Origin of the sequence: Micromonospora sp. NPDC049836, assembly GCF_044465125.1 — a bacterium.
In the GTDB taxonomy this organism is placed as follows: domain Bacteria; phylum Actinomycetota; class Actinomycetes; order Mycobacteriales; family Micromonosporaceae; genus Micromonospora.
The window spans coordinates 884,731-900,824 of sequence record NZ_JBITLH010000001.1; the positions used below are offsets into that span (position 1 = coordinate 884,731).

At 73.6% G+C, this 16,094-nt stretch carries 18 protein-coding genes; 5 read left to right on the plus strand and 13 right to left on the minus strand.

Going from position 1 to position 16,094, the window contains the following annotated elements; translation table 11 throughout:
- From ACIBPB_RS04230 to ACIBPB_RS04240, 3 genes are read right to left on the minus strand one after another with little or no spacing between them, the layout of a single operon-like run.
- A complete protein-coding gene (locus ACIBPB_RS04230; protein ID WP_396838100.1) occupies positions 1–1,092 on the minus strand; it encodes a PLP-dependent cysteine synthase family protein in 1,092 nt (363 codons plus the stop codon).
- Between the two features lie 22 nt (positions 1,093–1,114).
- On the minus strand, positions 1,115–1,948 hold the full coding sequence (locus tag ACIBPB_RS04235; protein ID WP_396838101.1) for an SDR family NAD(P)-dependent oxidoreductase: 834 nt from the start codon (positions 1,946–1,948) through the stop codon (positions 1,115–1,117).
- Positions 1,949–2,006: 58 nt separating this feature from the next.
- Complete coding sequence (locus ACIBPB_RS04240; protein WP_357308943.1) at positions 2,007–2,465, minus strand: Lrp/AsnC family transcriptional regulator; 459 nt, start codon at positions 2,463–2,465, stop codon at positions 2,007–2,009.
- 268 nt (positions 2,466–2,733) lie between these two features.
- On the opposite strand from ACIBPB_RS04240, the gene ACIBPB_RS04245 reads away from it, so the two are divergent.
- Positions 2,734–3,000 (plus strand): BldC family transcriptional regulator, encoded by a 267-nt coding sequence (locus ACIBPB_RS04245; protein WP_357308940.1) that lies wholly within the window; start codon positions 2,734–2,736, stop codon positions 2,998–3,000.
- 79 nt (positions 3,001–3,079) lie between these two features.
- On the opposite strand, the gene ACIBPB_RS04250 is transcribed toward ACIBPB_RS04245, so the two are convergent.
- Complete coding sequence (locus tag ACIBPB_RS04250; protein WP_396838102.1) at positions 3,080–3,724, minus strand: UbiX family flavin prenyltransferase; 645 nt, start codon at positions 3,722–3,724, stop codon at positions 3,080–3,082.
- Between the two features lie 164 nt (positions 3,725–3,888).
- Here ACIBPB_RS04250 and ACIBPB_RS04255 point away from each other — a divergent pair, with 164 nt between their 5' ends.
- Entirely contained in the window at positions 3,889–4,854 is a 966-nt protein-coding gene (locus ACIBPB_RS04255; protein ID WP_396838103.1) for a terpene synthase, read from the plus strand.
- A 107-nt stretch (positions 4,855–4,961) separates the two neighbouring features.
- Here ACIBPB_RS04255 and mqnP read toward each other — a convergent pair whose 3' ends face one another.
- Complete coding sequence (gene mqnP / locus ACIBPB_RS04260; protein ID WP_396838104.1) at positions 4,962–5,873, minus strand: menaquinone biosynthesis prenyltransferase MqnP; 912 nt, start codon at positions 5,871–5,873, stop codon at positions 4,962–4,964.
- A complete protein-coding gene (locus tag ACIBPB_RS04265; RefSeq protein WP_396838105.1) occupies positions 5,873–7,333 on the minus strand; it encodes a menaquinone biosynthesis decarboxylase in 1,461 nt (486 codons plus the stop codon). Before ACIBPB_RS04265 ends, mqnP begins: the two co-directional genes overlap by 1 nt.
- A 157-nt stretch (positions 7,334–7,490) precedes the next feature.
- Here ACIBPB_RS04265 and ACIBPB_RS04270 point away from each other — a divergent pair, with 157 nt between their 5' ends.
- Positions 7,491–8,306, plus strand: coding sequence for an alpha/beta fold hydrolase (locus tag ACIBPB_RS04270; protein WP_396838106.1), 816 nt, complete (start codon positions 7,491–7,493; stop codon positions 8,304–8,306).
- Positions 8,307–8,343: 37 nt separating this feature from the next.
- Here the strand turns inward: ACIBPB_RS04270 and ACIBPB_RS04275 are convergent, their stop codons facing one another.
- Positions 8,344–8,904 (minus strand): carboxymuconolactone decarboxylase family protein, encoded by a 561-nt coding sequence (locus ACIBPB_RS04275; protein WP_396838107.1) that lies wholly within the window; start codon positions 8,902–8,904, stop codon positions 8,344–8,346.
- Positions 8,905–8,968: 64 nt separating this feature from the next.
- Between ACIBPB_RS04275 and ACIBPB_RS04280 the strand changes: the two genes are divergently transcribed.
- The gene (locus tag ACIBPB_RS04280) at positions 8,969–9,439 is read left to right on the plus strand and encodes a MarR family winged helix-turn-helix transcriptional regulator (RefSeq protein WP_396838108.1); all 471 of its coding nucleotides are present in this window, start codon (positions 8,969–8,971) and stop codon (positions 9,437–9,439) included.
- Positions 9,440–9,573: 134 nt separating this feature from the next.
- Positions 9,574–9,774, plus strand: a complete 201-nt coding sequence (locus ACIBPB_RS04285; protein ID WP_357308919.1) for a hypothetical protein — start codon at positions 9,574–9,576, stop codon at positions 9,772–9,774.
- A 33-nt stretch (positions 9,775–9,807) separates the two neighbouring features.
- Here ACIBPB_RS04285 and ccsB read toward each other — a convergent pair whose 3' ends face one another.
- From ccsB to hemL, 6 genes are read right to left on the minus strand one after another with little or no spacing between them, the layout of a single operon-like run.
- A complete protein-coding gene (gene ccsB, locus ACIBPB_RS04290) occupies positions 9,808–10,791 on the minus strand; it encodes a c-type cytochrome biogenesis protein CcsB (RefSeq protein WP_396838109.1) in 984 nt (327 codons plus the stop codon).
- Entirely contained in the window at positions 10,791–12,410 is a 1,620-nt protein-coding gene (locus ACIBPB_RS04295) for a cytochrome c biogenesis protein ResB (protein WP_396838110.1), read from the minus strand. Before ACIBPB_RS04295 ends, ccsB begins: the two co-directional genes overlap by 1 nt.
- A complete protein-coding gene (locus tag ACIBPB_RS04300) occupies positions 12,410–13,270 on the minus strand; it encodes a cytochrome c biogenesis CcdA family protein (protein WP_396838111.1) in 861 nt (286 codons plus the stop codon). Before ACIBPB_RS04300 ends, ACIBPB_RS04295 begins: the two co-directional genes overlap by 1 nt.
- The gene (locus ACIBPB_RS04305) at positions 13,270–13,842 is read right to left on the minus strand and encodes a TlpA family protein disulfide reductase (protein ID WP_396838112.1); all 573 of its coding nucleotides are present in this window, start codon (positions 13,840–13,842) and stop codon (positions 13,270–13,272) included. The genes ACIBPB_RS04300 and ACIBPB_RS04305 overlap by 1 nt, the downstream gene beginning before the upstream one ends.
- Positions 13,842–14,489, minus strand: a complete 648-nt coding sequence (locus ACIBPB_RS04310) for a histidine phosphatase family protein (RefSeq protein ID WP_396838113.1) — start codon at positions 14,487–14,489, stop codon at positions 13,842–13,844. Before ACIBPB_RS04310 ends, ACIBPB_RS04305 begins: the two co-directional genes overlap by 1 nt.
- A gap of 49 nt (positions 14,490–14,538) precedes the next feature.
- Positions 14,539–15,876, minus strand: a complete 1,338-nt coding sequence (gene hemL, locus ACIBPB_RS04315; protein WP_396838114.1) for a glutamate-1-semialdehyde 2,1-aminomutase — start codon at positions 15,874–15,876, stop codon at positions 14,539–14,541.
- Between the last annotated feature and the right edge of the window lie 218 nt (positions 15,877–16,094).

Genomic DNA, 16,094 nt, shown 5'->3' on the forward strand with positions numbered 1-16,094 from the left:
TCAGGCCGGCCAGGCGCCGGTGGTCAGGAACCGGTCGATGGTGGCGAGGTGCGGGGCGAGGTCGAGGCCCTGCCGGGAGACCCACTCGTCGTCGTAGTAGGTGTGCGCGTAGCGGTCCCCGGGGTCGCAGATCAGGGTGACCACCGAGCCGGTCCGGCCGGCGGCGAGCATCCCGGCGATCAGCCCGAACGCCCCCCACAGGTTGGTGCCGGTGGAGCCGCCGACCCGGCGGCCCAGCACGGCGGAACCGGCGCGCATGGCGGCCAGCGACGCGGCGTCCGGGACCTGGACCATTCGGTCGACCACGGAGGGCAGGAAGGACGCCTCGACGCAGGGCCGGCCGATGCCCTCGATCCGGGAGCCCCGCTCGGTGCGTACCGACCAGTCGGCGGCCTGCCAGGCCGGGTAGAAGGCGGAGTTCTCCGGGTCGACCACGCAGAGCTTCGTGGGCAGCCGGCGGTAGCGGGTGTAGCGGCCGATGGTGGCGCTGGTGCCGCCGGTGCCGGCGCCCACCACGATCCACGCCGGCACGGGGTGCCGTTCCAGCGCGAGCTGCGCGTAGATCGACTCGGCGATGTTGTTGTTTCCCCGCCAGTCGGTGGCCCGCTCGGCGTAGGTGAACTGGTCCATGTAGTGCCCGCCGGTGTCCTCGGCGAGCCAGCGCGCCTCGATCACCACCTTGGCCGGGTCCTCGACGAGGTGGCAGCGTCCGCCCTGGAACTCGATCTGGGCGATCTTCTCCGGCGAGGTGGAGGCCGGCATCACCGCGATGAACGGCAGCCCGAGCATCCGGGCGAAGTACGCCTCGGAGACCGCGGTCGAGCCCGAGGAGGCCTCGACGACGGTGGTCTCCGGGCCGATCCAGCCGTTGCAGAGCCCGTAGAGGAAGAGCGAGCGGGCCAGCCGGTGCTTGAGCGAGCCGGTCGGGTGCACCGACTCGTCCTTGAGATAGAGGTCGATGCCCCACTCCCGGGGCAGCGGGAAGGGCAGCAGGTGGGTGTCGGCCGAGCGGTTCGCGTCGGCCTCCACGGCCGCGATCGCCTCGGTCACCCAGGTCCGGCTGGCCTCGTCGCACCGGTCGAGATGAGTCACGTCGGCAACCTAACAAGCGAGGTCAGCTCGCCTCCGGGCGGACCCGGCGGGCCTGCCTGCGCTGGCCCGCCCGGCCGGCCGCCCGGACCACCGGGGTCAGCGCCAGGGCGAGCCGGGGGAACGTGTCGAGGAGGCGGACCTGGGCGCCGCGCCAGCGCGGCAGGCTCACCACCGGGCGCGGCCGGCGGGCCAGCCGCACGGCCCGCGCGGCGACCCGCTCGGGCGTGAGCAGCGTCCCGGTGAAGGAGGCCAGCGCCCCCGGGTCGTCGAGCTTGTCGTGCAGCATCGGCGTCCAGATCCCGTCCGGGCACAGGCACGACACGTGTACGTCCCGGAGGCCGGCCATCCGCAGGTCGTTGAGGGTGCCGAGGCTGAACGCGAGCAGGGCGTGCTTGCTGGCCGCGTAGACGGTCTCGCCGGGGGCGGCGATCAGCCCGGCCAGCGACACGACGTTGAGCACGTGCCCGTGGCCCTGCTCGCGCAGCACGGCGAGGGCCGCGAGGGTGCCGGTCATCGCGCCGAGCGCGTTCACCTCGACCAGCCGGCGCCGGGTCGCCGCGTCGTGCGTCCAGGACGGGCCGGTGGCCAGGATGCCGGCGTTGTTCACCCAGAGCCCGAGTCCGCCGGGCGTCCGGCCGGCCGCCTCGGCCGCCACGTCGGCGCAGGCCGCCTCGTCGCGTACGTCGAGGGCGCGGGACCAGCCGCCGAGCGGCGCGGCGGCGGCGGCCGCCCCGGCGGCGTCCACGTCGGTGAGCAGCACCGGCCAGCCGTCGGCGTGCAGGGCGGCGGCGATGGCCCGGCCCAGGCCGCCGGCCGCCCCGGTCACCACGGCCGCGCCCCGCCCTCGTGTCGTCATCGGCGCACGGTAACGCCCCGGGCCGGCCGGGACCAGAGCTGCCGCCGGGCGGGCGCGGTCAGGAGGTGGCCGGCTCGAGCGGCTGGGGGCGGTTCTCCCACTTCGTCGACAGCGCGATGCCGGTGCGGGTCGAGGCGACCCCGGCGGTCCGGTTCAGCCGGACGATCAGCTGCTCCAGCTCGGCGATGGTGCCCACCCGGGCCTTCAGCAGGAAGGACTCCACCCCGGCCATGAAGTAGCAGGACTCGATCTCCGGCATCTGCCGGAACGCCTCCAGCACGTCGTCGGTGTCGGCGGTCGAGTCCTCCACGATGCCGATCAGCGCGGTCACCGCCAGCCCGATCGCCTCCGGCTCGACCTCGGCCCGGTAGGCCCGGATCACGCCGCTGGACTCCAGCTTGCCGACCCGCTCGTGCACGGCCGGGGCGGAGAGCCCCACCTGGCGGGCCAGCTCGGCGTACGACAGGCGGGCGTTGCCGCGCAGCAGCTCCACGAGACTCAGGTCGATCGCATCCACGGAGAGTGACCTTATCCGTTCGGCCGTAACGTGAGACGGTCGGTACCGGTTGAACATGACGTCACGTTGCCATTCACAAACGGTCCGTCATGGGGGTTCTACGCCGGTACCATTTACTAACTTCTCAGTCCGTGCGTTTTTCGCGTTTGGCGGACACGCCAGGTCGCTGGTGCTGTAATTGCCATACGTCCCTCATGACGGCTCTGGGCTCGCACCGGCCGGGGGCAGTGTGTTCAGCCGGGGGCTTCGTCGACGCGAGGAGGGGGCTGTGGACACTGGAGATCGCCTGCTGACACCGGGTGAGGTCGCCGCGCTGTTTCGGGTTGACCCGAAGACCGTGACCAGATGGGCAGCGGCCGGCCGGATAGGCAGCATCCGGACTCCAGGCGGGCATCGCCGGTTTCGGGAATCCGAGGTGCGAGCCCTGCTTGAGGGGGAGGGCATGCTGGACGAGGCGGAGGACATGGGCAAGTCGCGCAACATGGGCCCGACCGCTTCGACCGGGTCCGGTCCGGCGAACGCCGGCATGTACTGACGCGACGGCGACCGGGGCGCGGGGCCGACCGGAGGGCGGCCCCGCGCCCCGGTCGGTCACCATCGGGACGGCCCGGCCGTCAGCTCTGCTCGGCATCCCGCCGGCCCGCCGCCAGCTCACCCGACCAGCGCCGGAACAGGGTGTGCGGTACGCCGAGCGCATCGAGCACCTTGCCGGCGACGAAGTCGACCAACTGCTGGGCGGAGGCCGCCGCTCCGGCGCCGTAGAAGCCCGGGCTGGCCGGCAGCACGACGGCGCCGGCGTCGTGCAGGGCGATGAGGTGCTCCAGGTGGCTGCGGGTGACCGGGGTTTCCCGGGGCACGATCACCACCGGCCGCCGCTCCTTGAGGTTCACCTCGGCGGCGCGCTGCAACAGGTCCTTGGAGAGCCCGATCGCGATGCCGGCGCAGGCGGCCGTGCTGGCCGGGACGACGGCCATCCCGCGTGCCCGGTAGGAGCCGCTGCTGGGGCCGGCGGCCAGGTCGCCGGCCGGCCAGTGCCGCAGGTCGGCGCCGGTGAGGTCGCGGCCCAGCCAGGCTGCCAGGTCCTCGACCCAGCGCCCGTCCCGGAACGGGCGGCCGGTCTCGTCGAGGATGGTCAGCCGGGCCGCCCGGGAGACGACGAGATCCACCGCTGCGCCGGCGTCGAGCAGGCCCCGGATGACGGCGGCCGCGTACGGCGTGCCGGAGGCCCCGGAGACGCCCACCACCCATGGTTCGCGCATGCCGTCCAGCCTGCCTGGTCCCGCTGCGGGCCGGGCGGCCACCCCCGGAACGGCGGGACCGTCCGGCGCGCCGTGCGACCCGTGTCGATTGTCCGGCGGGGCGGCGGGCGCCCCGGCGACCTGCCATGCTTCCGTCGACCCACTGCGTACGGAAGGGATCGGTGATGGCGGAGGCGGTGCTCCGGTCGCTGCGGGCGGACTGCCCGATCGCGCCCCGGCTCTCCCCGTACGCCGATCCGGTGCAGGACTGGCTGCTCGATCAGCTCGACCGGCTCGGGCTGCCGCTGGACGCGGCGGCCCGGCGGCGGCTGTCCCGGGCCGGCTTCGCCCGGTACGCCGGCCGGCTCTACCCGGACGCCGACGAGCCCGACCTGCGCGTGCTGACCGCCCTGTTCACCTGGTTCTTCCTGGTCGACGACGCCTTCGACGGCCCGGGCCGGCCGGATCCGGCGGGCATCCGGGCGTTGCGGGACGGCACGCTGGCCCTGCTCCGGGAGGGGCCGCGGACCCGCCATCCCGGCTTTTCCGGTCCGCTGCGCCGGTTGCTGGTGCAGGCCTGGCGGGAGCCCCGGCAGCGGATGCCGGCCCGCTGGCGGCTGCGCTTCGCCGACGCGGTCGCCGATCACCTGGACGGCGTGTGGCGGGAGGCGGTCGCCCGCGCCGCCGGCCGCCCTCCGGGGGTGGCCGAGTACGTGGAGCTGCGCCGGACCACCTCGGCGGCGTACGTCTCGTTCCCGCTGATCGAGTTCGCCACCCGGCGTCCGCTGCCCGACCCGGTCTACTTCCATCCCGCGCTGCGCCGGCTCGCCGGCCTCGCCAACGACCTGCTGTCCTGGTTCAACGACATCGCCTCGCTGGACCGTGACCGGGCCACGGCCGGGGGCCACAACCTGGTGCTGGCGGTGGCCGCCGAGCGGGGTGTGCCGGTGGACACCGCGGTGGAGCTGGTGGCGGCGCGGTGGCGGGCGGAGATGGCCCGGTTCGTCGCGCTGCGCGCCGCCGTGCCGTCGTTCGGGCCGGCGCTGGACGAGTCGGTCACCGCCCACCTCGACGGGCTGGCCAACGCGGTGCGGGGCACCGTCGACTGGACCCTGGAGAGCGCCCGCTACCCGGCCACCGCCACGCCCTGACCCGGGCCCGGCCGCGGCCGTGGCGCCCGCCGGCCGGCCGATTCCCGGCTCAGCCGCTCCGGCCGGCCGGTTCCCGGCTCAGCGGCGCGGGCCGGCTGATTTCCGGCTCAGCCGCGCAGGCCGAGGCGGATCACCAGGTCGAGCAGGGCGAAGACGAAGAGCGCGATGCCGACGAAGCCGTTGGCGGTGAAGAACGCCCGGTTGACCTTGCTGAGGTCGGTGGGGCTGACCACCAGGTGCTGGTAGCCGAAGGCGACGGCGGTGAGCGCCAGCCCGATCCACCAGAGCCAGCCGAAGCCGACCAGCGCGCCGAACCCGATGAACAGCGCGAACGTCACCACGTGCGCGACGGTCGAGGCGTGCAGCGCGAACCGGCGGCCGTAGCGGGCCGGGACGCTGTGCACCCCGATCTCCTGGTCGATCTCGGAGTCCTGGCAGGCGTAGATCAGGTCGAAGCCGCCGATCCAGAGGCCCACGGCCGCGCCGAGCAGCCAGGCCGGTCCGGAGCCGGCGAGCGTGCCGGTCACCGCCAGCCAGGCGCCGACCGGGCCGACCGCCTGGGCGATCGCCAGGATGGCGTGCGGCCAGTTGGTGAACCGCTTGCCGTACGGGTAGACGACCAGCGGCACCACGGCGAGCGGGGCGAGCGCCAGGCAGAGCGGGTTGAGCAGGGCGGCGGCGACGAGGAACACCACCAGCGCCAGCACCGCGCCGGTCCACGCCGTCCGCACGCTCACCGCGCCGGTGACCAGCTCCCGGTTGGCGGTACGCGGGTTCCGCGCGTCGATCCGCCGGTCGAGGATCCGGTTGGCGGCCATCGCGAACGTCCGCGCCCCGACCATCGCCACGGTGATCAGCAGCAGGTCGAGCCAGCGGACCCGCCCGCCGTTGAGCTGCATGGCGGTCAGCGCCGACAGGTACGCGAACGGCAGCGCGAAGACCGAGTGCTCGATCGTGACCAGCTTGAGGAAGGACCTGACCCGGTTCGGGCGTTCGACGGGCTCCAGCACGGTGGTCATCAGATCCCGTACTCCTTCCAGCGCTTGTCGACCAGGGACGCCACCTCGGGCGCCATGGTCATCTCTTCCGGCCAGCCCCGGGTGTAGCCCTCGGTCGGCAGCTTGCGGGTCGCGTCGATGCCCGCTTTGCCGCCCCAGAACTGCTGGTACGACGAGTGGTCCAGGTGGTCGACCGGGCCTTCGGTGATCAGCAGGTCGCGGGCGTAGTCGACGTTGCCGAAGGCGCGGAAGGCGACCTCGTTGTAGTCGTGCACGTCGCAGTCCTCGTCGACGATCACGATCAGCTTGGTCAGCGACATCAGGTGCGCGCCCCAGATCGCGTTCATCACCTTCTGGGCGTGCTTCGGGTAGCGCTTGCGGATGGAGACGATGGCGCAGTTGTGGAAGACCCCGGCGGCCGGCAGGTCGTAGTCGACGATGTCCGGGATCATCATCTTCAGCAGCGGCAGGAAGATCCGCTCGGTGGCCTTGCCGAGGCCGTGGTCCTCCTGCGGCGGCTTCGACGTGATGATCGAGTGGTAGACCGGGTCGCGCTGCATGGTCATCGTCTCGACGTGCAGCACCGGGAACGGCTCGACCGGGGTGTAGAAGCCGGTGTGGTCGCCGAACGGCCCCTCGGGCAGCCGCTCGCCGGGCTCCAGGTAGCCCTCCAGCACGATCTGGGCGTGCGCGGGGACCTGCAACGGCACGGTCAGGCAGTCGACCATCTCCACCCGCTCGCCGCGCAGGAACCCGGCGAACAGGTACTCGTCGATGTCGCCGGGGAGCGGCGCGGTGGCCGCGTACGAGACGACCGGGTCGCAGCCGATGGCGATGGCGACCGGCAGCCGCTGGCCGAGTCGCTCGGCGACCGCGTGGTGGGCGGTGGAGTCCTTGTGGATCTGCCAGTGCATGCCCAGCGTGTTCCGGCTGTGCTGCTGGAGCCGGTAGAGGCCGAGGTTGCGCTTGCCGGTCTCCGGGTGCTTGGTGTGGGTCAGCCCGAAGTTGTGGAAGATCCCGCCGTCGCCGGGCCAGACCTGGAGGCCGGGCAGCCGGTTCAGGTCGACGTCGTCGCCACGGTAGACCACCTGCTGGCAGGGCGCGGTCTTCACCTTGCGCGGCGGCAGCGAGGTGAGCTGCATGACCTTGCCGAGGCCCTCGCGGATGCCGGACCAGCCGACCGGCAGCTCCGGCTTGATCATCCCGCCGATCCGCTCGCCGATCTCGTCGAGCGTCTCGACGCCGAGCGCCATGGCCATCCGCTTCTCGGTGCCGAACAGGTTGATCGCCACCGGCATCTCACCCCGGGTGGGCCGCTCGAAGAGCAGCGCCGGGCCGCCGGCGCGGACGGTCCGGGTGACCACCTCGCTGATCTCCAGCGTCGGGTCCACCGGGACACTCACCCGCCGCAGTTCGCCCGCGCGTTCCAGGGCCGCGAGGAAGTCCTTGAGATCGGGGTACGGGAAGCCACGAGCCGCCATGCCTGCAAGTCTCCCGCACCGCCCCCGGCACCGCCCCAGCCGGGTCGCCGGCCCGGCGTCGTGTGCCCCGCGTCACACCGGGCGGCGAGCGGACCGGATCTGTCGGGGGGCGTCGGCACCATGCGGGAGCCATCGCCGCAGACGAGAAGGAATCCTGATGCCGCGCCGCACCTCCGTAGCCTTGAACGTCGTCGAGCGGGGCGCCGGCACGCCCGTGCTCGCGCTGCACGGCTGGACGCCGGACCACCGCCTGATGCTCGGCTGCCTGGAGCCGGTCTTCGCCACCCGTCCCGGCTACCGGCGGCTCTACCCCGATCTGCCGGCCATGGGGGCCACCCCGGCCCCGCCGTCGATCGCCAGCTCCGACGACCTGCTCGACGCGGTGCTGGACTTCGTCGACGACAGCCTCGGCGACCAGCCGTTCCTGCTCGTCGGCCAGTCGTACGGCGGCTATCTGGCCCGCGCCCTGGTCCGGTCCCGGCCCGAGCAGGTCCTCGGGTTGGCGCTGGTCTGCCCCGCCGGCACCGCGTTGGAGCCGGCGGACCGGCGGGTGCCGGAGCGGCAGGTGCTCCGCCCCGACCCGGAGCTGCTCGCCTCCGTCGACGCCCGGACCGCCGAGGAGTTCGCGGACATGGCGGTGGTGCAGACCCCGGAGACGCTGCGCCGGTTCCGCGAGGAGGTGCTCGCCGGCCTCGACGCCGCCGACACCGAGTCGATGGCGCGCATCCGGCAACGCTGGACGCTCAGCGAGGATCCCGAGGGGGGCGCGCCGTTCCCCCGTCCGACCCTGATCCTCACCGGGCGGCAGGACCACGCCACCGGCTACCTCGAACAGTTCGACTTGCTGCCGCACTATCCGCGGGCGTCGTTCGCGGTGCTCGACGTGGCCGGCCACAACCTGCAGATCGAGCAGCCGGCGCTCTTCGGCGCCCTGCTGGGCGAGTGGCTCGACCGGGTCGCCGCCGAGGCCTGACCGGCGGCCGGCCCGGCCGACCGTGGCGCGCGCCCGGTCAGCGGCCGGGCGTCCAGGCGTACGCGGCCAGCGGCGGGTCGACCGGGGCGCCGGTGAGCCGGTTGGCGAAGGTGGAGATGGTGTACGCGCCGACGCCGAGCACCACGTCCAGGGCGTGCCGGGGCTGCCAGCCGGCGGCGAGGAAGGCGTCGAGCTGGTCGTCGGGGACGGCGCCCCGGTGGTCGAGCACGGCGACGGTGAACCTGCGCAGCGCCTCCAGGCGGGGGTCGGGCAGCGCCGTGCCGGCGCGCAGCGCCGCGATCAGCTCGGGTGCCGCGCCGTCCCGGGTGAGCGCCGCGCTGTGCAGGGCCACGCAGAGGTGGCACTCGTGGCGGGTGGCGACGGTCAGCACGACCACCTCGCGGGCGGTCGGGTCGAGGTCGGTGGCGTCGAAGACGGCGACCGCGCCGAGGAACCCCTTGAGCAGCTCGGGCGACTCGGCCATCAGGCCGACGGCGGTGGGCAGGTGCCCCTGCTTGCGCTCGACGGCGGTCATGACCGGCCGGGCGGCGGCGGGGGCGCTGCCGGTGGTGTGTGCGGTGAAGACAGGTCGGGACATGACGGGTACCCCTCAGGTAAGATGGACAACGTGGTTGACCAAATAGTAAACGAGGTTGTCGAACATGGCAACGCCTGACCGCCCCGGCTTCGCGCTGCCCCTGCTGCTGCTGGCCGGCTTCCGGACGCTCATCGACGACCTGCACGCCGAACTGGCCCGGCAGGGGCATACCGAGCTGCGCCCGGCCCACGGCTTCGTGCTCCAGGCCGTCGGCACGGGCGGCACCACCGCCTCCGACCTCGGCCAGCGCCTCGGCGTCTCCAAGCAGGCGGCGGGCAAGACGGTCGACCGGCTGGTCGCGCTGGGCTACCTGGAACGCGTCGACGACCCCGCCGACGCCCGCCGCAAGCTGGTCCGGATGACGGCCAAGGGGTACGACGGCCTGCACCGCTCGGCGATCGTCTTCGACCAACTCCGGGACCGCTGGGCGGCCACCCTCGGCGCCGACCGGGTCGCGGCCATCGAGGACGACCTGCGCCGGATGGTCCCCGCCGACGTCTTCCGCCTCGACGTCCCCGGCTGGTTCGGCGCCTGACCACCCATCTTCCTCGGCGGTTCGGCGACCGTCCGAGCGGTTCGGCCGCGGTGCCCGGACCCACAGCTCTCAGCGGGGTGGTTCTACGATCTGCGTCACTGACAGCCACGCCGGGAACCCGCCACGATGGGCGGATGGACGACGCGTACGTGGTGGGGGACCCGGACGGGCTGACGCCACTCCAGGCGGAGATCCGGGACGCGGTGGCCCGCGAGCTGCACGCCCAGTTCGCGCTGCGGGCCGACCGGCTCGACCTGGCCGACCTGCCCGAGGTGGCCTACCAGATCACCTTGCGGGTCGACGGCGTGCTCAGCGGCCGGCGGCCGGCCCGCTGACCCGCCACCATCCCCGGGAGCCGCCCGGACGGGTCAGTTGACACCGGCGTACGAGTGCAGGCCGGTGAAGAAGAAGTTGACCCCGAACAGGTTCATCAGCACGGTCAGGAAGCCCACCACGGCGATCCAGGTGGCCACGTTCCGCTTGATGCTCGGGGTGGCCCGGGCGTGCAGGTAGCCGGCGTACACCACCCAGGAAATGAACGCCCAGGTCTCCTTCGGGTCCCAGCCCCAGGCGCGACCCCAGGCCGCCTCGGCCCAGATCGCCCCGGCGATCACCGCGAAGGTGAAGATCGGGAAGGCGAAGGCGTGCAGCGCGAAGGTCAGCCGCTCCAGGCCGGCCGCCGCCGGCAGCCGGCGGGCCAGGGTGTACGGGAAGCTGCGCCGCCCCTGCTCCCAGCCGGCCCGCATCAGGTACGCCGCGGCCGGCACCACGCCCAGCAGGAAGATGCCGGAGGCGAAGATGATCGTCGACACGTGGATGATGAACCAGTAGGAGCGCAGCGCCGGCATCAGCGGCACCACCTGCACGTAGAGCTTCAGCTCCGCGAAGGCCAGCAGCAGCACCATGACCAGGGTCAGGAAGAGCCCGAGTCGGCGCAGCGCCGGCTGCTTCCAGAGCACCACGAGCCAGGCGGCGACCCCGATGAGGGTGACCGTCAGCACGAACTCGTACATGTTGCCCCAGGGCATCCGCTCGGCGGCGATGCCCCGGGTGACCACCGCGCCCAGGTGCAGGGCGGCGGCGAGCACGGTGACCCAGGCGGCGATCCGGCCGGCGATCCGGGCCCGGGCCGCCGAACGGCTGGGCCGGGTCTCGGCCGGACCGGCGGCCGGCGCCTCGACGGTCCCGCCGGAGCCGCCGACGCCCGCGCCGACCAGCTCCCGGGCCGGTGCCGCGGCCTTCTCCGACACCGCGCGGACGTTGCCGAGCGCGTACTCGACGGCGTGGCTGATCATCGCGACCAGGTACGCCAGGATCGCGAACGTGACCAGCTGGTCGGAGAGTGCGGACATCACTCGGCTCCTTCTCGGGCCGGGCGGTCGGCCCGCCCGTCGTCGCTGATCGCGGCGACGAGCTGCGCGAACTCGTCGGCGAACCCCGGATGGTCGGTGCGCGGCAGCCCACCGGCCTCCACCAAACTACTACCGCTCGTCGGAGATCCGCCCTCGGGGGGCGAAACCCGGAACCAGACCCGCCGGCGCCGGGCGAAGAGCGAACCCATCAGGCCGAGCAGCAGCGTCCCGCAGGCGACCAGCATCAGCGCCTGCCCGGGAGCGTGCCGCACCGAGATGGTGATGTACGGCTTCGTGCCGACGAACTCCAGCGTGCTGCCGTCGTCCAGGGTCCACGTCTCGCCGAGACCGAGCTTCCGGTCGCCGATCTGGGTGAGCTTGCCGCTGTCGATCTGCCGCTGGTCGAGCTTGTAGACCGAGCCGGGGATGCCGGCGTCCAGCCCGAGGTTGCCCCGGTACGCGACCAGCACCACCGCCGGGTTCCGCTCCGCCGGGAACTGCGACGCGACGAACGGCGCGGTCTCCGGCGCGGTCGGCAGGTAGAGCCCGTCGAAGGCGACCTGCTGGTCCGGGGCGCGGGCGCCGGTCTTCGGGTCGACGTTCGCGTCCGGGAAGGCGGCCACCCCCTCCTCCGTCGCGTTCTGGTCGCCGGTGCGCAGGAACGGCGCCACGCTGGTCTGGCTGCGGCCGTACCGGTCGGTGTACTTGAGGATCGGCGCGTAGCCGTTGCCGAGCAGGTAGACGTTGGCCGGGCCGAGCCGCAGCGGCGAGTTGACCGAGAAGCCGGCGGTCCGCGTCGACCCGTCGGTCTCGTCCACGGTCACCGTGGCCCAGTAGCGGGACGCCTGCCCGGAGGCCAGGTAGTCGGCCTCGAACGTGTCCAGGGTGAGGCAGAACGGCGGGAGGTCGGCGCTGTCCACGCGCGGGCCGAGCGAGGCCTCCGCGTACTGCTGGCGGGTGTTGCAGAAGGCGTTGTCCGCGCCGGCCACCAGGATCCGGTTGCCGTGCCAGCCGTACCAGGAGCCGAGCGCGACCCCGAGCAGGACGGCGACCAGCGAGACGTGGAAGAGCAGGTTGCCGGTCTCCTTGAGGTAGCCCTTCTCGGCGGAGACCTCGGCACCGCGCACGGTGACCCGCCAGCGGCGGCGGCGCAGCACCGCCGCGATCGCCTCGGGGTCGGCGGCGGCCGGCGCCTCGAGCACCGCGTGCTGGGGCAGCCGGTCCAGCCGCTTCGGCGCGGCCGGCGGCCGCATCCGCAGCGCGCGGGCGTGGTCGCGGGTCCGGGGCAGGATGCAGCCGACCAGCGAGGTGAAGAGCAGCAGATAGATCGCGGAGAACCAGACCGAGCCGAAGACCTCGAAGAAGCCGAGCTGGTCCAGCCGGGGGGCCAGATCGGGGTGGTCGACGAAGTACTGGTTGACCTTCTCCGGGTTGACCCCGCGCTGCGGCAGCACCGAGCCGGGAATGGCGGCGACCGCGAGCAGGAAGAGCAGGATCAGCGCGGTACGCATGCTGGTGAGCTGCCGCCACGAGTTGCGCAGCAGGGCCAGCACCGGGTTGACCCGCCGCCGGGGCGCGCCGGCCGGTGGCGCCGCCGGCCGGTCGTCCACGGTCGTCATCAGATGCTCACCTCGCCCGTGCCGACGTGCGTCTGCAGCCAGATCACAAAGTCCTGCCACCCGCCGCTGACCAGCGCCAGGCCGATCAGGATCAGCAGCGCGCCGCCGATCCGGGTGACCCAGCGGCTGTTGCGCCGGACGGCGCGGAACACCCCGAGCAGGCGGTGGAAGCCCAGCCCGAAGACGACGAACGGTACCCCCAGCCCGAGGCAGTACGCCACGGCCAGCAGCACGGCCCGGTCCGACTTGCCCTCCACGGCCGCCATGCCGAGCACCGCGCCGAGCGTCGGGCCGGTGCAGGGCAGCCAGCTCAGCGCGAAGACCGCGCCGAGCACCGGGGCGCCGAGCAGCCCGGCGGCGGGCAGCCGCCGGATCCGGAACTCGCGTTGCAGCCCGGGAATCACCCCGAGGTAGCCGAGGCCGAGCAGCACCACCAGCGCGCCGATGACGATCTCCAGCGTGCGCTCGTACTCGAAGAAGAGCCGGCCCACGCCGGAGAAGAGGATCGCGGTGGCGACGAACACGACGGTGAAGCCGCCGATGAAGAGCAGCGTGCCGGCGAGCACCCGCCCCTTCACCGCGGCCGTCGTCCGGGCCGGCGCCGCGGTCCGTTCCGCCACGTCCACGCCGCCGCCCGGGTTGGGCGGGGACCCCGCCGCCCCCGGATCCGTCGCGCCGGGCCGGTTCCGCTCCCGGCCCTCCAGATCGGCGCCGGCCAGGCCGGTGACGTACGACAGGTAGCCGGGCATCAGCGGCAGCACGCACGGGGAGAGGAAGCTGACCAGCCCGGCGAGCGCCGCCGCGCCGACGGCCAGCAGCAGCGGGCCGGACTCGGCGAGCTGGCGGAACGTCTCGCCCATCAGCGGGACCCGGCGACGGGCTGCTCGGCCGCGATCCGCTCGACGATCGGCCGCAGCCCTTCCTGGGTGACCGCGGCCCGGACGACGGTGGCGATCCGGCCCTCCCGGTCCAGCACCACGGTGGCCGGGATGGTGTTCGGCGGGATGTCCAGGGCCAACGCCAGCCGGCTCGCCGGGTCGAAGAGGCTCGGATAGCTGATCCGGCCCTCCTCGAAGGCGGTCGCCTTGTCCTTGCTGTCCTGCACGTTGATGCCGAGGAAGGTCACCCCGGACGCCTTGGTGGCCTGGTAGGTGGCCTCCAGGTCGTCGGCCTCGGCCCGGCAGGGCGCGCACCAGGAGCCCCAGAAGTTGACCACCACGACCTTGCCCCGGTCCTGCGAGACGTCGTACCGGCCGCCAGTGAGCAGCTCACCGGCGAGCGCGGGGGGCGCCGACCGCTGGTCCGGGGCGCACTCGATGATGCCGCTCCGGTCCGCGCAGCGGCTCTCCTGGTTGCCGGAGGAGCAGCCGACCAGCGCCGTACCGGTGGTGACGGCGGCCAGCAGGGCGGCGACGAGCCTCCGGGTACGCATCAGGCGCCCTTGGCCGTCCGGGCGCCGGGCGAGATGGCGATCAGGTGGGCGGCCGGCTCGGAGTAGCCGATGCCGACGATCTTGGCGCCGTCGAAGTGGAAGGTGGTGAGGCTGGCCAGCCCGCACTGCCGCCGGCGCGGGTCGTGCCAGAGCCGCTTGCGTTCGACGTAGCGGCGCAGGGTCCAGATGGGCAGCTGGTGCGAGACCAGCACCGCCTCCCGCCCCTCGGCGGCGATCCGGGCGGCGTGCAGCGCCGCGAACATCCGCTCCGCGATGGCCTGGTACGCCTCACCCCAGGACGGGGTGAGCGGGTCGCGGAGCACCCACCAGTTACGCGGGTCGCGGAACGAGCCGTCGCCCGGGGAGACCTTCTTGCCCTCGAACCAGTTGGCGCTCTCGATCAGCCGCTCGTCCACCCCGACCGGGAGCCCGAACTGGGCGGCGATCGGCTCGGCGGTCTGCTGGGCGCGTTCCAGCGGGCTGGCCACCACGTGCACCACGGTCCGCTCGGCGAGCGCCTGGGCGGCGGCCTTCGCCATCTGGACGCCCAACTCGGAGAGGCGGAAGCCGGGCAGCCGGCCGTAGAGGATCCCGTCCGGGTTGTGCACCTCGCCGTGCCGCAGCACGTGGACCACCGTCTCACTCACGCCTGAGCCCCTCTCGTCCGCGACCCGGCCCCACTCCTCGCGCGCACCGTCAACCCCCGTGTCCCGCCACCGCCGCAGCGGTCGCCGCGCCGGGCAGGGCGGCGGCGATCTGGTCCAGGGCGGCGTCGTCGATCGCCGCCGACACGAACCACGACTCGAACGCGCTCGGCGGCAGGTAGACGCCGGCGGCGAGCATCGCGTGGAAGAACGCCTTGAACGCCGGCACCTGCTGGGTGCGGGCGCTGTCGTAGTCGACCACCTCGGCGTCGGTGAAGAAGATGGAGAACATGTTGCCGGCGGTCGACAGGCGGTGCGGCACGCCCGCGGCGGCCAGCGCGTCGGCGGCCAGCTTGCCCACCGTGGCGGCGGTCTCGTCCAGCCTGCGGTAGAGCGCGTCGTCGGCCAGCCGCAGGGTGGCCAGGCCGGCGGCGCAGGCCAGCGGGTTACCGGAGAGCGTGCCGGCCTGGTAGACCGGGCCGGCCGGGGCGAGTCGCGCCATGATCTCGGCGCGCCCGCCGAACGCCGCCGCGGGCAGCCCGCCACCCATGACCTTCCCGTACGTCCACAGGTCGGCGTCGGACGGGTCGAGGCCGTGCCAGCCGGCGCGGGAGACCCGGAAGCCGGTCATCACCTCGTCGACGATGAGCAGCGCGCCGTGCGCGTGGGCGATCCGGGCCAGCGCGGCGTTGAAGCCGTCCCGGGGGGCGATCACGCCCATGTTGCCGGCGGCCGCCTCGGTGATGATCGCGGCGATGTGCGGGCCCTCGGCGGCGAAGACCTCCTCCACCGCGCGCAGGTCGTTGTACGGCAGCACGATGGTGTCGCCGGCGGCGGCGCCGGTGACGCCGGGCGAGTCCGGCAGGCCGAAGGTCGCCACGCCGGAGCCGGCGGCGGCGAGCAGCGCGTCGGAGTGGCCGTGGTAGCAGCCGGAGAACTTGACGATCTTGGCGCGGCCGGTGAAGCCGCGGGCCAGCCGGATCGCCGACATGGTCGCCTCGGTGCCGGAGTTGACCAGGCGGACCTGCTCGACCGGGGTCCGCGCGACGATCTCCTCGGCCAGGTCGACCTCGCCCGGGGTGGGCGTGCCGAAGCTGGTGCCGAGCGCGGCGGCGGCGCGCAGCGCCTCGACCACCTCGGGGTGGGCGTGCCCGAGGATCAGCGGACCCCACGAACAGACCAGGTCGACGTACCGCCGACCGTCGGCGTCGAAGAGCCAGGGACCCTCCCCCCGGACCATGAAGCGCGGGGTGCCGCCGACGGCACGGAACGCGCGCACGGGTGAGTTCACCCCGCCGGGCACGAGGGCCTTGGCGCGGTCGAACAGGGCCTCGGAGGCCGGCGCGTCGGCCGGGTAACGGCCGGATCCGGCGGAAAAGGTATCGGTCACGATGCCGCCATTGTGTCAGCGCCGGACGGTGAATCAGCAGGCACCCCGCTTCGGGGGTTACCCGGCTCACGCCCCGGCGGACCCGGGTCGGCACGACCGGCAGGACGAGCCGGCGCCGGGGGGCCGTGGTGGTGGCCGTCGCCCTCGCGAGCCGGACGCGCCGGTGGCCGACCACGCCCCGCTCGACAGGCCCGGTGGTCGAGATCGCGATAGGCTGA

Bases quoted from the DNA above. Each gene is read 5' to 3' on its own strand.
- ACIBPB_RS04235 (WP_396838101.1), bottom strand. From the start codon at position 1,948: ATGACGACACGAGGGCGGGGCGCGGCCGTGGTGACCGGGGCGGCCGGC.
- ACIBPB_RS04250 (WP_396838102.1), bottom strand. From the start codon at position 3,724: ATGCGCGAACCATGGGTGGTGGGCGTCTCCGGGGCCTCCGGCACGCCG.
- ACIBPB_RS04255 (WP_396838103.1), top strand. From the start codon at position 3,889: ATGGCGGAGGCGGTGCTCCGGTCGCTGCGGGCGGACTGCCCGATCGCG.
- mqnP (WP_396838104.1), bottom strand. From the start codon at position 5,873: ATGACCACCGTGCTGGAGCCCGTCGAACGCCCGAACCGGGTCAGGTCC.
- ACIBPB_RS04265 (WP_396838105.1), bottom strand. From the start codon at position 7,333: ATGGCGGCTCGTGGCTTCCCGTACCCCGATCTCAAGGACTTCCTCGCG.
- ACIBPB_RS04270 (WP_396838106.1), top strand. From the start codon at position 7,491: ATGCCGCGCCGCACCTCCGTAGCCTTGAACGTCGTCGAGCGGGGCGCC.
- ACIBPB_RS04275 (WP_396838107.1), bottom strand. From the start codon at position 8,904: ATGTCCCGACCTGTCTTCACCGCACACACCACCGGCAGCGCCCCCGCC.
- ACIBPB_RS04280 (WP_396838108.1), top strand. From the start codon at position 8,969: ATGGCAACGCCTGACCGCCCCGGCTTCGCGCTGCCCCTGCTGCTGCTG.
- ACIBPB_RS04285 (WP_357308919.1), top strand. From the start codon at position 9,574: ATGGACGACGCGTACGTGGTGGGGGACCCGGACGGGCTGACGCCACTC.
- ccsB (WP_396838109.1), bottom strand. From the start codon at position 10,791: ATGTCCGCACTCTCCGACCAGCTGGTCACGTTCGCGATCCTGGCGTAC.
- ACIBPB_RS04295 (WP_396838110.1), bottom strand. From the start codon at position 12,410: ATGACGACCGTGGACGACCGGCCGGCGGCGCCACCGGCCGGCGCGCCC.
- ACIBPB_RS04300 (WP_396838111.1), bottom strand. From the start codon at position 13,270: ATGGGCGAGACGTTCCGCCAGCTCGCCGAGTCCGGCCCGCTGCTGCTG.
- ACIBPB_RS04305 (WP_396838112.1), bottom strand. From the start codon at position 13,842: ATGCGTACCCGGAGGCTCGTCGCCGCCCTGCTGGCCGCCGTCACCACC.